This window comes from Plantibacter sp. RU18 (assembly GCF_050613355.1).
GTDB lineage: Bacteria > Actinomycetota > Actinomycetes > Actinomycetales > Microbacteriaceae > Plantibacter.
Genome location: NZ_CP159618.1, coordinates 2409763 through 2423520, shown reverse-complemented (window position 1 = coordinate 2423520; position 13758 = coordinate 2409763). Strand labels below are relative to the sequence as shown.

At 67.7% G+C, this 13758-nt stretch carries 13 protein-coding genes and 1 pseudogene; all 14 read left to right on the top strand.

The genetic code is table 11. The features are described from left to right. Positions 1–65: 65 nt before the first annotated feature. Entirely contained in the window at positions 66–1280 is a 1215-nt protein-coding gene (gene aroC / locus ABMA10_RS11650) for a chorismate synthase (RefSeq protein WP_347868809.1), read from the top strand. 9 nt (positions 1281–1289) lie between these two features. Then, positions 1290–1808, top strand: a complete 519-nt coding sequence (locus ABMA10_RS11645; protein ID WP_347868808.1) for a shikimate kinase — start codon at positions 1290–1292, stop codon at positions 1806–1808. Next, on the top strand, positions 1805–2905 hold the full coding sequence (gene aroB, locus ABMA10_RS11640; protein ID WP_431030572.1) for a 3-dehydroquinate synthase: 1101 nt from the start codon (positions 1805–1807) through the stop codon (positions 2903–2905). Before ABMA10_RS11645 ends, aroB begins: the two co-directional genes overlap by 4 nt. A gap of 50 nt (positions 2906–2955) precedes the next feature. Then, a complete protein-coding gene (locus ABMA10_RS11635; protein WP_347868806.1) occupies positions 2956–3399 on the top strand; it encodes a type II 3-dehydroquinate dehydratase in 444 nt (147 codons plus the stop codon). Positions 3400–3515: 116 nt separating this feature from the next. Beyond that, the gene (gene efp, locus ABMA10_RS11630; RefSeq protein ID WP_347868805.1) at positions 3516–4079 is read left to right on the top strand and encodes an elongation factor P; all 564 of its coding nucleotides are present in this window, start codon (positions 3516–3518) and stop codon (positions 4077–4079) included. Further along, a complete protein-coding gene (gene nusB, locus ABMA10_RS11625; protein ID WP_347868804.1) occupies positions 4076–4492 on the top strand; it encodes a transcription antitermination factor NusB in 417 nt (138 codons plus the stop codon). The genes efp and nusB overlap by 4 nt, the downstream gene beginning before the upstream one ends. A 2-nt stretch (positions 4493–4494) precedes the next feature. Continuing rightward, a complete protein-coding gene (locus ABMA10_RS11620; protein WP_347868803.1) occupies positions 4495–4905 on the top strand; it encodes a VOC family protein in 411 nt (136 codons plus the stop codon). 72 nt (positions 4906–4977) lie between these two features. Next, a pseudogene (gene pyrR / locus ABMA10_RS11615) lies at positions 4978–5520 on the top strand (bifunctional pyr operon transcriptional regulator/uracil phosphoribosyltransferase PyrR); the annotation flags it as partial. Further along, on the top strand, positions 5517–6476 hold the full coding sequence (locus ABMA10_RS11610) for an aspartate carbamoyltransferase catalytic subunit (RefSeq protein ID WP_347868802.1): 960 nt from the start codon (positions 5517–5519) through the stop codon (positions 6474–6476). The pseudogene pyrR and the gene ABMA10_RS11610, both read left to right, overlap by 4 nt. Continuing rightward, positions 6469–7836, top strand: a complete 1368-nt coding sequence (locus ABMA10_RS11605; RefSeq protein WP_414693669.1) for a dihydroorotase — start codon at positions 6469–6471, stop codon at positions 7834–7836. The genes ABMA10_RS11610 and ABMA10_RS11605 overlap by 8 nt, the downstream gene beginning before the upstream one ends. After that, entirely contained in the window at positions 7836–8438 is a 603-nt protein-coding gene (locus ABMA10_RS11600) for a hypothetical protein (RefSeq protein WP_347868801.1), read from the top strand. Before ABMA10_RS11605 ends, ABMA10_RS11600 begins: the two co-directional genes overlap by 1 nt. Continuing rightward, on the top strand, positions 8435–9604 hold the full coding sequence (gene carA / locus ABMA10_RS11595) for a glutamine-hydrolyzing carbamoyl-phosphate synthase small subunit (protein ID WP_347868800.1): 1170 nt from the start codon (positions 8435–8437) through the stop codon (positions 9602–9604). Before ABMA10_RS11600 ends, carA begins: the two co-directional genes overlap by 4 nt. Next, the gene (gene carB / locus ABMA10_RS11590; RefSeq protein WP_431030571.1) at positions 9604–12894 is read left to right on the top strand and encodes a carbamoyl-phosphate synthase large subunit; all 3291 of its coding nucleotides are present in this window, start codon (positions 9604–9606) and stop codon (positions 12892–12894) included. Before carA ends, carB begins: the two co-directional genes overlap by 1 nt. After that, positions 12891–13733, top strand: coding sequence for an orotidine-5'-phosphate decarboxylase (pyrF, locus tag ABMA10_RS11585; RefSeq protein WP_347868798.1), 843 nt, complete (start codon positions 12891–12893; stop codon positions 13731–13733). The genes carB and pyrF overlap by 4 nt, the downstream gene beginning before the upstream one ends. Positions 13734–13758 lie beyond the last annotated feature (25 nt).

Below are 13758 nucleotides of genomic sequence, written 5' to 3'. Positions count from 1 at the left end.
CCCGTCCGTCGGACGAGGGCACGGCTGCGCACGAGCGCGCCTCAGCACTATGGAAGGATAGGACCATGCTTCGTTGGCTCACTGCCGGAGAGTCTCACGGCCCGGAACTCATCGCCGTCATCGAGGGACTCCCGTCCGGCGTCCCCATCACCATGGACGGCATCCGTGCCGACCTCGCGCGTCGCAAACTCGGCTACGGTCGTGGTTCGCGGATGAAGTTCGAACAGGACGAGCTGCACCTCTCGGGCGGCGTCCGGCACGGTTTCTCCATGGGCAGCCCGGTCGCCATCCGCATCGGCAACACCGAGTGGCCCAAGTGGACCGAGGTCATGAGTCCGGAGCCGGCTGAGATCTCGGACAAGTCCCGCGGCCGCAGTGCCGCGCTCACGCGCCCGCGACCCGGCCACGCAGACCTCGCAGGCATGCAGAAGTACGGCTTCGACGAGGCCCGCCCGGTCCTCGAGCGCGCAAGTGCCCGCGAGACCGCGGCTCGGGTCGCCCTCGGTGCGGTCGCCCGTGCGTTCCTTGCTGAGCTCGGCATCACGCTGGTCAGCCACACCTTGGCCATCGGTCCGGTCCGCGTCCCCGAAGACAGCGCCCTCCCGGTTCCGTCGGACGTCGATGCACTCGACGCCGATCCGTTGCGCTGCTTCGATGCTGCGACCTCCGAGCTCATGGTGGCCGAGGTCGACGCGGCGAAGAAGGACGGCGACACCCTCGGTGGTGTCGTCGAGGTGCTCGCCTACGGCCTCCCGCCGGGCCTCGGTTCCTACGTCCACTGGGACCGTCGCCTCGACGCGCGCCTCGCGGCATCACTCATGGGTATCCAGGCGATCAAGGGTGTCGAGGTCGGCGACGGCTTCCTCACGACGACCCGCCGCGGCTCGGCGGCGCACGACGAACTCGTGCAGGAGGACGACGGCATCGCTCGCCAGAGCGACCGCGCCGGCGGTACCGAAGGCGGCATGACGACGGGTACCGTGCTGCGCGTGCGCGCGGGCATGAAGCCGATCGCGACGGTCCCGCGCTCCCTGCGCACGGTGGACATCGCGACGAGCGAAGCCGCAACCGCCCACCACCAGCGTTCGGACGTCTGTGCCGTGCCGGCATCCGGCGTGGTCGCAGAGGCCATGGTTGCGCTCGTCCTCGCCGAAGCGGTGCTCGAGAAGTTCGGTGGCGACTCCGTCCCCGAGACCAAGCGCAACCTCGACGGTTACCTCGCAGCCATCCCGTCGAACCTCCGCACCCGGGGCGACGACGCCTCGAACCCGAGCGCCTGAGCACGAGCGATGCCAGAGCACGATGACCTGCTCCGCCTGCCCGTCGTCCTGATCGGACCGATGGCCTCCGGGAAGAGCCGTGTCGGCAAGCAGCTGGCGAAACGACTCGGCATCCCGTTCATCGACACCGACAACGTGGTGATCGGCGAACATGGCGCGATCGCCGGGATCTTCGACCAGCACGGCGAAGCGCACTTCCGGACCCTGGAACGTGCGGCTGTCGCTGCGGCACTGCTCGAACCGGCGATCGTCTCACTCGGCGGCGGGGCTGTGCTCGACGCCCAGACGCAGCAGGACCTCGCCGACGCGCGGGTCGTCCTGCTGACCGTGACCGAGGAGGCAGTGCTCTCCCGCGCCAACCTCGGGAAGCGTCCGCTACTGCGTGACGACCCTGGCGCATGGGCGCGGATCGCCGCGGCCCGCAGACCGATCTACGAACGCCTTGCGGATGTCGAGTTCGACACCTCGCACCGACCCATCTCAGGCATCGTCGACGAGCTCGTCGCCTGGGTCAAGGAGCCAGCATGAGCACCGAATCGTCCGCAACACCGATCGACCGCACCGTCATCGAGGTCACGGGAACGTCGCCGTACGCGATCACCATCGGCCGCGACCTGCACACGGATCTGGTCGATGTCCTCGGTACCGGTGTGCAACGTGTCCTGATCGTCCACCCTGCCACCCTCGGTGACAAGGCCGCGAAGTTGCGTGAGTCGCTGCGCGACCGGTACGAGGTCCTGCTCGCCGAGGTACCGGACGCCGAGGCAGGCAAGCGGGTCGAGGTGGCCGCCTTCTGCTGGGGCGTGATGGGGCAGGCGGACTTCACGCGTTCCGACGCCGTGATCGGGTTCGGTGGCGGCGCCGTCACCGATCTTGCGGGCTTCGTCGCCGCAACCTGGCTGCGGGGCGTCCGTCTCGTCCAGGTCCCGACGACCGTGCTCGGCATGGTGGACGCTGCCGTCGGTGGCAAGACCGGCATCAACACCGCGGAGGGGAAGAACCTCGTCGGCGCGTTCTACGCTCCGGCAGCGGTCATCGCCGACCTCGATTCGCTGGACACCCTGCCGAAGAACGAGATCCTCGCCGGGTTCGCCGAGGTCGCCAAGGCCGGCTTCATCCGGTACCCCGAGATCCTCGACCTCATCGAGGCCGATGTGGATCGTGCGACAGACCCGACCACACCCGAGTTCCGTCGCTGCATCGAGCTCGCCATCCGGATGAAGGCCGATGTGGTGAGCGAGGACTTCACCGAGCAGGGCCTCCGCGAGATCCTCAACTACGGCCACACGCTCGGTCACGCGATCGAGCACGCTGAGCGCTACCAATGGCGACACGGCGCGGCGGTCGCGATCGGCATGATGTACGTCGCCGAACTGTCCCGTCTCGCCGGCCGTCTGTCCGACGATGTCGTCGACCGACACCGCCGGGTCCTCGAGCTCCTCAGCCTGCCGATCGCCTACCCGGTCGGTCGGTGGAACACCCTGCTCGCCACGATGCAGCGCGACAAGAAGACCCGCGGCTCCATGCTCCGCTTCATCGTCCTCGACGACATCGCGAAGCCGACGGTGCTGCAGGGTCCGGAGACCTCGCTCCTGTTCGCCGCGTACCAGGAGATCGGCTCCTGACCCATGGCGCCTGCCCCGCGCACCCGTCCCGAACGGATACCCTCGACACCATGACCACCGTGCTCGTCCTCAACGGCCCGAACCTCGGACGCCTCGGCAGCCGCGAACCCGACGTCTACGGCGCTGCGGACCTCGAGGCACTCCGCACCACGCTGGAGGCGGCGGCCCCTCCTGGAACGGCGATAGACCTGCGCCAGACCGACGACGAGGGCGAGCTCATCGCCTGGCTGCACGGTGCAGTCGACGCCAGGACACCGGTCATCCTGAACCCTGCGGCCTTCACCCACTACAGCTACGGGTTGCGGGATGCGGCGGCGATGGTGACGAAGGCGGACATCATCCTCGTCGAAGTGCACCTGTCGAACCCGCATGCCCGCGAGACGTTCCGCCATACGAGCGTCATCTCCGGAATCGCCACCGGTGTCATCGCCGGTTTCGGCTTCGACTCGTACCGTCTCGCCCTGGATCTGATCGTCAGCCGAAGCGCCCGCTGACCCACATCCGGCGCACGACGACGGTGATCGCGTTGTCCACCGGTGTCCGCAACGGTTACACTCGTTCGTTGGGTCGCTTCCGGCCGCACACTTTCCACGAACGGACACTCTCGCGCATGGCTTCTACCGCTGACATCAAGAACGGCATCGTCCTCAACATCGACGGGCAGCTCTGGACGGTGATCGAGTTCCAGCACGTGAAGCCGGGCAAGGGTGGCGCGTTCGTCCGGACGAAGATGAAGAACATCATGACCGGCAAGGTCGTCGACAAGACGTACAACGCCGGCACGAAGATCGACATCGAGAACGTCGACCGTCGCGACTTCACCTACCTGTACGCCGACGGTGACGCCTACGTGTTCATGGACAAGAGCGACTACGACCAGATCACGATCCCCGCGGTCATCGTCGGCGACACGAAGAACTTCCTCCTCGAGAACCAGGACGTCACTGTCGCGCTCAACAACGGCAACCCGCTGTACGTCGAGCTCCCGGCATCGGTCATCCTCCTCGTCACCTACACCGAGCCCGGCCTCCAGGGTGACCGTTCCACCGGCGGTACGAAGCCGGCCACCGTCGAGACCGGCTACGAGATCCAGGTGCCGTTGTTCCTCGAGACCGGCACCAAGGTCAAGGTCGACACCCGCACGGGTGACTACCTCGGTCGCGTCAACGAGTGAGCGCTCGCACCAAGGCGCGCAAGCGCGCCCTCGACCTCCTGTACCAGGCCGACGTCCGTCAGCAGACACTCGCCGAGGTCCTCTCTGCTGAAGCGTCGCGCGCGGTCAGCGAGCCGGATCGTCAGGCCTCCTGGCTCTACGCCCGCGAGATCGTCGACGGCGTCGGCGACCATGCCGAGGAGATCGACGAGCAGATCGAGACCTACTCGCAGGGCTGGACGCTGGCACGGATGCCCACCGTCGACCGCGCGATCCTGCGCATCGCCATCTGGGAGATCCTCTTCAACGACGAGGTGCCGCACGGCGTCGCCATCGATGAGGCCGTGGAGGCCGCCAAGACGTTGTCGACCGATGACTCGGCCGGTTTCATCAACGGGCTGCTCGGCAAGATCTCGCAGATCAACCCCCGCTGACCATGACCGACGACAACGGTGCTCCGCTCCCGCTGAAACGGGTGCATCACATCGCGATCATCGCGAGCGACTACGAACACTCCAAGCGGTTCTACACCTCGGTGCTCGGCTGCGAGCTGATCACCGAGGTGTATCGCGCCGAGCGGGACTCCTGGATGGGAGACCTCGCGCTGAACGGCGAGTACCTCATCGAGCTGTTCTCGTTCCCCGAGCCGCCCGCACGAGCCTCCGGCCCTGAGGCCCTCGGCCTGAGACACCTCGCGTTCGCGGTCGACGACGTCGACGCCGGTCATGCGCGTCTCGTCGAGCTGGGCGTCCGCGTCGAGGAGGTCAGGATCGATCCGCACACCGGCCGGAAGATGCTCTTCTTCTTCGATCTCGACGGCCTCCCGCTGGAGCTCTACGAGGCGTAGTCCCAGCTGCTAGGCTCGGGTGTTGACCAAGACAACCTTTAAGACCGTCCAGAGAGGCGGAGAAGGGAGTCGGCGATGAGCGCACGTATCGTGCTGCACGAAGCTGACATCACGCGAGCGTTGACTCGGATCTCCCACGAGATCCTCGAGTCCAATCGCGGTGCTGACGACCTGGTGATCCTCGGGATACCGACGCGCGGGGTCATCCTCGCAAGGCGTATCGCCGAGTCCATCTCGGCCATCTCCGGGACGACGATCGTCTCGGGTGCGCTCGACGTCACCATGTACCGCGACGACCTCGCGAAGCATCCGACTCGCGTGCCGCAGCCGACGACGCTCCCTCCGGAGGGTATCGACGGCCGAACCGTCATCCTCGTGGACGACGTGCTCTACTCGGGCCGCACCATCCGCGCCGCGCTCGACGCCTTGACGGACCTCGGCCGTCCGCGGATCGTCCGGCTCGCGGCGCTCGTCGACCGCGGCCATCGCGAACTCCCGATCCGTCCGGACTTCGTCGGCAAGAACCTGCCGTCCTCGCAGTCGGAGCGGATCTACGTCCGCCTCTCCGAACTCGACGGTGAAGAGTCCGTCAGCATCGACGGGAGCCACGCATGAGGCACCTCCTGTCCACCAAGACCCTCACCCGCGCTGAGGCCATCGAGATCCTCGACGTGGCCGAGGACATGGCGCAGACCCAGGACCGCGAGGTCCGAAAGCTCCCGACGCTGCGCGGCAAGACGGTGGTGAACCTCTTCTTCGAGGACTCCACCCGCACCCGCATCTCCTTCGAAGCAGCCGCCAAGCGTCTGTCTGCGGATGTCATCACCTTCAGCGCCAAGGGGTCCAGCGTCTCCAAGGGCGAGAGCCTGAAGGATACGGCGCAGACGCTCGCCGCCATGCACGCAGACGCCGTCGTCATCCGGCACTCGGCGTCCGGAGCACCCCAGACCCTCGCCGACAGTGGCTGGATCGATGCGGGCATCCTCAACGCCGGTGATGGGACGCACGAGCACCCGACGCAGGCACTGCTCGACGCCTTCACGATGCGCAAGCGCCTGCACGGCTCGGCATCGCGCGGCCGCGATCTCGACGGGATCGCCGTCACGATCGTCGGCGACATCCTGCACTCACGGGTCGCCCGGTCCAATGTGTGGCTGTTGGACACGCTCGGCGCCGAGGTCACGCTCGTCGCTCCACCCACGCTCCTCCCGGTCGACCTCAGCCCCTGGCCCGCGACCGTGCTGTACGACCTCGACGACGCCATCGCCAGGCGCCCGGACGTGCTGATGATGCTCCGCATCCAGTCGGAGCGTATGCATGCGGCGTTTTTCCCCAACAGCCGGGAGTATTCGAGGCGATGGGGGCTCGACGACGAGCGCCTCGCGCGTCTCGAGCCGACTAGCATTGTGATGCACCCCGGACCGATGAACCGCGGACTGGAGATCTCGTCCGGGGCAGCGGACTCGCCACAGTCGACCGTCCTCGAACAGGTCGCGAACGGCGTGTCCGTCCGGATGGCCGCGTTGTACCTGCTGCTGTCCGGCGATCGAGAGGAAACCCCACGTGTCTGAGACCACCCCGAACACGACCACGACGCTGATCACCGGCGCCACGTTGGCCGACGGCACGCGCACCGACGTCCTCCTGCGCGACGGCCGCATCGCCGAGCTCGGTTCCGGCCTCAGTGCATCCGGCGCAACGGTCGTCGACGCCGACGGACTCCTCGCCCTCCCCGGACTCGTCGACCTGCACACCCATCTCCGAGAGCCCGGCTTCGAGCAGAGCGAGACCGTCCTGACCGGTACCCGCGCCGCTGCCGCAGGCGGGTTCACCGCGGTGTTCGCCATGGCCAACACCTCACCGGTGGCGGACACGGCAGGTGTCGTCGAGCAGGAGCGCTCGCTCGGCGAGCTCGCCGGATACGCGACCGTCCAGCCGATCGGCGCGGTCACGGTCGGGCTCGCGGGCGAACGCCTCGCGGAACTGGGCGCAATGGCGTCCTCGCGTGCGAAGGTCCGGGTCTTCTCCGACGACGGCATGTGCGTCTCGGATCCGCTCCTCATGCGGCGCGCCCTCGAGTACGTCAAGGCGTTCGACGGTGTCATCGCGCAGCACGCCCAGGAACCGCGACTCACCGTCGGCGCCCAGATGAACGAGGGAGCCCTGTCAGGCGAGCTCGGCCTCGTGGGCTGGCCAGCGGTCGCTGAGGAGTCGATCATCGCGCGGGACGTACTCCTGGCCCAGCACGTCGGCTCTCGCCTGCACATCTGCCACGTGTCGACGGCCGGTTCGGTCGACGTGATCCGGTGGGCGAAAGCGCGGGGTATCCCCGTCACGGCCGAAGTCACGCCGCACCACCTGCTGCTCACCGAGGAACTCGTGTCGAGCTACGACGCACGGTACAAGGTCAACCCGCCGCTGCGCCGCGCCGAGGACGTGCAAGCACTGCGCGCGGCTCTGGCTGACGGCACGATCGACATCGTCGCGACTGACCACGCACCGCATCCGGTCGAAGCCAAGGACTGCGAGTGGGACGCTGCCGCGAACGGCATGGTCGGCCTCGAGTCCGCACTGTCGGTCGTACACGCCTCGATGGTGGCGACCGGTCTCCTCGACTGGACCGATGTCGCACGGGTCCTCTCCGCGACGCCTGCCCGCATCGGACGACTCGCGGGCCAGGGTGCACCCATCGAACTCGGCGCACCGGCCGAGCTCGTCCTGTACGACACGTCCGCGAGTCGCCCGTTCGGCACCGTCGACCTCGCCGGGAAAGGCGTGAACTCGCCCTACCTGGGTCTCGAGCTTCCGGGGCGAGTCGTCAGCACCTTCCACCAGGGGTACGCGACCGTCGCCGACGGATCGGTACTGCCCGCAGAACAGGTCGCTGCGTCAGCGCGCCACGCCGCGCTCCAGGCGGAGGTGCAGCGCTGATGGACGGACGTGTCCTCGCCGCGATCATCGTCGCCCTCGTCCTCCTCGGTGTCCTCGCGCTGATGGTGTCCGCGTGGCGGCGCCGCGTTGCGCGTGATGCGACCGTCGGCCCGCTCCCGCAACTGCCCGAACCGCGTCCAGTCCCGACCGAGGTCTTCAGGCTCCTGTACGTAGCGACGTCGAAGCATGACCAACCGCTCGAACGATTGGCCCTCCCCGGCCTCGGATATCGCTCGCGCATCACGTTGGAGCTCGGCCCGGCCGGAGTCGTCCTGGACGTCCCCGGCGAGCACGAGACCTTCATCCCCGCGGCGAGCATCGTCGGGATCGATCAGACGAACCTCACCATCGACCGCGTGGTCGAGCCGGGCGGCCTTGTCCGACTGAGCTGGCGCGCGACCGAACACGTGACCGCGGACAGCACCTTCCGCGTCGTCGAGCAGTCGGACCGCGCCAGGCTCATGGACGCGGTCTCCGATCTCATCACCACCATGGCGACGCCTGTGCAGAGCGATACGCGGCCCGCCCACACCCCAGACACCGTCGATGCGGCCCCCACCCACGACGACCGAATCCGCACGCAGAACGAGAGCGAATCATGACCTCCTCCTTCACTCCACCCAGCCCAGCAGTCCTCGTCCTCGAGGACGGGAACCGCTACGTCGGTCATGCCTACGGCGCCACCGGCCGCACTCTCGGCGAGGTCGTGTTCTCAACCGGCATGACCGGCTACCAGGAGACGCTGACCGACCCGTCCTACGCGGGCCAGATCGTGCTCATGACCGCTCCGCACATCGGTAACACCGGCGTGAACCGTGAGGACATGGAGTCCTCCCGGGTCTGGGTCGCCGGCTACGTGGTCCGCGACCCATCGCGTGTCGTGTCCAACTTCCGAGCGGACCGATCCCTGGACGACGAGCTCGTCGAGGACGGCATCGTCGGCATCAGCGGCATCGACACCCGCGCGGTGACTCGCCACATCCGTTCCGCGGGCTCGATGCGAGCCGGTGTGTTCTCCGGTGAGGATTTCAAGCTCTCGGGGGCCGAGCAGCTCAGCCTGGTGCGGGCCGGCGTGGAGATGAGCGGTCTCAACCTCTCCGGTCAGGTCTCGACCGCCGAGCAGTACACGGTCCCGGCAGTCGGTGAGAAGGTCGGCTCCGTCGCGGTGCTCGACCTCGGCGTGAAGACCTCGACGCTCAACCATCTCGCCGCACGCGGCTTCGACGTCATCGTCCTGCCGCAGTCGGTCACCTCAGCCGAGGTCCTCGCCCTCGCGCCGTCCGCGCTGTTCTTCTCGAACGGGCCGGGTGATCCGGGAGCCAGCGATGCGCACGTCGCACTCCTGCAGGACGTGCTCCGCGCCGGTGTGCCGTACTTCGGGATCTGCTTCGGCAACCAGCTGCTCGGGCGTGCCCTCGGCTTCGAGACCTACAAGCTGCCGTTCGGGCACCGTGGCATCAACCAGCCGGTGCTCGACAAGGCCACCGGCCGCGTCGAGATCACCTCGCAGAACCACGGGTTCGCCGTCGATCTGCCGATCGAGGGCCAGCACGAGACCCCGGCGGGCTTCGGTCTCGCCGAGGTCAGTCACTACAGCTTGAACGACGAGGTGGTCGAAGGCCTCAACTGCATCGACATCCCCGCCTTCTCGGTGCAGTACCACCCGGAGTCCGCGGCAGGCCCGCACGACGCCACCTATCTCTTCGACCGGTTCCGCGACCTGGTCGTCACCCATGCCACCACTGCCAGCACCAAGGAGAACAACTAGTGCCCAAGCGCGACGACATCAACAGCGTTCTCGTCATCGGCTCCGGGCCGATCGTCATCGGGCAGGCCGCCGAGTTCGACTACTCCGGCACGCAGGCATGCCGCGTCCTCCGAGAGGAGGGCGTCCGTGTCATCCTCGTGAACTCGAACCCCGCCACGATCATGACGGACCCGGACTTCGCCGACGCGACCTACGTCGAACCCATCACCTGGCAGGTCATCGAGACCATCATCGCCAAGGAGAAGCCCGACGCGATCCTCCCGACGCTCGGCGGCCAGACGGCCCTCAACGCCGCCATCCAGCTGCACGAGCACGGCATCCTCGAGAAGTACGACGTCGAGCTCATCGGCGCGAACTTCGAGGCGATCAACAAGGGCGAGGACCGCCAGATCTTCAAGCAGCTCGTCCTCGACGCCGGTGCGGATGTCGCCCGTTCGCACATCGCCCACACGGTCGAGGAGGCCGTCCAGTTCGCCTCCGACCTCGGGTACCCGCTCGTCGTCCGTCCATCGTTCACCATGGGCGGTCTGGGCTCCGGCTTCGCCTACACCGAGCAGGAGCTCCGCCGGATCGTCGGCGACGGTCTCCACCAGAGCCCCACGACCGAGGTCCTCCTCGAGGAGTCGATCCTCGGTTGGAAGGAGTACGAACTCGAGCTCATGCGCGACACGGCCGACAACACCGTCGTGGTGTGCTCGATCGAGAACGTCGACCCGGTCGGTGTGCACACCGGCGACTCGATCACTGTCGCCCCGGCGCTCACACTGACGGACCGCGAGTACCAGAAACTCCGCGACATCGGCATCGACATCATCCGCGCCGTGGGCGTCGACACCGGTGGCTGTAACATCCAGTTCGCCGTCGACCCCGCGGACGGCCGGATCATCGTCATCGAGATGAACCCGCGCGTCTCGCGTTCGAGCGCACTCGCGTCGAAGGCGACGGGCTTCCCGATCGCGAAGATCGCAGCGAAACTGGCGATCGGCTACCGCCTCGACGAGATCCCCAACGACATCACCAAGGTCACGCCCGCGAGCTTCGAGCCGACGCTCGACTACGTCGTGGTCAAGGTCCCACGATTCGCCTTCGAGAAGTTCCCGGCCGCAGACCCGACGCTCACCACCACCATGAAGTCGGTCGGTGAAGCCATGGCGATCGGTCGCAACTATGCGACCGCCCTGCAGAAGGCGCTCCGTTCACTCGAGAAGCGTGGGTCGAGCTTCCACTGGGGCGACGAGTCCCGCGGCGTCGACGAGCTGCTCGAGGTCATGAAGACCCCGACCGACGGGCGCATCGTCGTCGTGCAGCAGGCGCTCCGCAAGGGCGCAACGGCCGAGCAGGTGTTCGAGGCGACGAAGATCGATCCGTGGTTCATCGACCAGATCGTCCTCATCAACGACGTCGCCGAATGGATCTCGGAGGCCGAACGGCTCGACACCGAAGTCCTCCGCACGGCCAAGAACCACGGCTTCTCTGATGCCCAGATCGGCCAGTTGCGCGGCTTCGGCGAGCAGGAGGTGCGCGAGGTCCGCCACATCCTCGGCGTGCGCCCCGTCTACAAGACGGTCGACACCTGCGCGGGCGAGTTCCCAGCCCTCACGCCATACCACTATTCGAGCTACGACACCGAGACCGAGGTCGTCCCGAGCGACCGTCGCAAGGTCGTCATCCTCGGCTCAGGCCCGAACCGCATCGGTCAGGGCATCGAGTTCGACTACTCGTGCGTGCACGCCTCGTTCGCCCTGCAGGACGCCGGCTTCGAGACGATCATGATCAACTGCAACCCCGAGACGGTCTCCACCGACTACGACACGAGCGACCGCCTGTACTTCGAGCCGCTCACGCTCGAGGACGTGCTGGAGGTCATCCACGCCGAGAGCGAGTCCGGTGAACTCGTCGGCGTCGTGGTCCAGCTCGGTGGCCAGACGGCCCTCGGGCTCGCGAAGGGCCTCGAGGCCGCTGGCGTCCCGATCCTCGGAACGACGCCGTCCGCGATCGATCTCGCCGAGGAGCGCGGTCTCTTCCAGGAGATCCTCGACGCCGCGGGCCTCGTCGCTCCGCGCAACGGGACCGCCATCGAGGTCGAAGGCGCACTGCGCGTCGCCGAGGAGATCGGTTACCCGGTCCTCGTCCGCCCGAGCTTCGTCCTCGGTGGCCGCGGCATGGAGATCATCTACGACAACGCGTCGCTCGCCGACTACTTCGTGCGCATCGCCGATCAGGGCATCGTCGGTCCGAACCAACCGCTGCTCGTCGACCACTTCCTCGACGACGCGATCGAGATCGACGTCGACGCGCTGTTCGACGGCGAGGAGCTCTACATCGGCGGCGTCATGGAGCACATCGAGGAGGCCGGCATCCACTCCGGCGACTCGAGCTGCACCCTGCCGCCCGTCTCCCTCGGACGCGCCGAGATCGATCGCGTGCGGAACGCCACGCTCACCATCGCGCAGGGGATCGGCGTCCGCGGGCTGCTCAACGTGCAGTTCGCCATCGGTGCCGGGATCCTCTACGTCATCGAGGCAAACCCGCGCGCGTCCCGCACCGTCCCGTTCGTCTCGAAGGCGCTCGGGATCCCGCTCGCCAAGGCCGCATCGCTCATCATGACCGGTGCGACCGTCGCCGAGCTCAAGGACTCCGGTCTGCTGCCACCCGTCGACGGCTCGCGGGTCCCGATCGACTCGCCCGTGTCCGTCAAGGAGGCCGTCCTGCCCTTCAAGCGGTTCCGGACGAAGGACGGCCAGATCGTCGACAGCGTGCTCGGCCCGGAGATGCGCTCGACCGGTGAGGTCATGGGCATCGACAAGGACTTCCCGCGAGCGTTCGCGAAGAGCCAGGAAGCGGCGTACGGCGGTTTGCCGACCAGCGGCACCGTGTTCGTCTCGGTGTCGGACCGCGACAAGCGCTCGATCATCCTGCCGGTGCTCAGGCTCCAGCAGCTCGGCTTCGACATCCTCGCGACCGACGGAACGGCGGAGGTGCTGAACCGGAACGGCATCAGTGCCCGCACCGTGCGCAAGTACAGCGAGACCACCGCGGCGGGGGAGGACGACTCGATCGTCGACCTCATCAATCGCGACGAGGTCGACATGGTCATCAACACGCCGAGCGGGCGGTCGGCCCGCGCCGACGGGTACGAGATCCGTGCGGCCGCCGTCGCAGCGGACAAACCCCTGTTCACGACGATCGCGCAACTGACTGCTGCGGTCGGATCCTTCGAGGCCCTCGGGGAGGGGTTCGAGGTCCGCTCCCTCCAGGAGTACGCACTCGATCGGGCCGCGCGCTCGTGACGCCCTCGTTCGGGACCCGGCTGGACGAGGTCTTCGTCCGGTCGGGTCGCCTGTGCGTCGGGATCGATCCGCACCGCTTCCTCCTCGAGGCCTGGGACCTGCCCGACACCGCGGCGGGGGCAGGGGCCTTCGGCCTGGCTGTCGTCGAGGCGACCGCCGGCCGAGCCGGGATCGTGAAGCCGCAGGTGGCCTTCTTCGAGCGGTTCGGGTCCGCTGGGTACATCGCGCTCGAGAGCGTGCTCGCCGCCGCCCGCGACGCGGGCCTGCTCGTGATCGGCGACGCCAAGCGCGGTGAGATCGGGACGAGCATGGAGGGCTACGCCGAAGCGTGGCTGACACCGGGTTCGCCCCTCGAGGTCGACGCCGTGACCGTCAACCCCTATCTGGGCTTCGGCTCGCTCCGCCCGGCGCTCGACCTCGCCGAGCGGCACGGCAAGGGCCTGTTCGCCCTCGCTGCGACCTCGAATCCCGAGGGTCGAGACGTCCAGCTCGCACGGACCCCGGACGACCGCACGGTCTCGGCGGGGATCATCCGAGAGATCGCAGCGTGGAACGCCGAGCACCATCCCGCCGCGACGGGATCGATCGGCGCCGTGATCGGAGCGACCTTGCAGCTCGCGGAGTTCGGTCTGACCGAGGCGCCGGCGACGACACTGCCCGTGCTCGCACCGGGCTTCGGCCACCAGGGCGCGACGGTCGCCGACCTCGAGTCCATCTACGGGGCCTTCGCCCCCGGTGTCATCGTCTCCGAGTCCCGCAGCATCCTGGCCGCAGGACCCACCGGGATCGCCGACGCCGTCGAGCGGTCCGCGACAGCAGTGAGGAACGCCCGTGGCTGACCCCGAGCAGAGCGAGCAGTCCAAA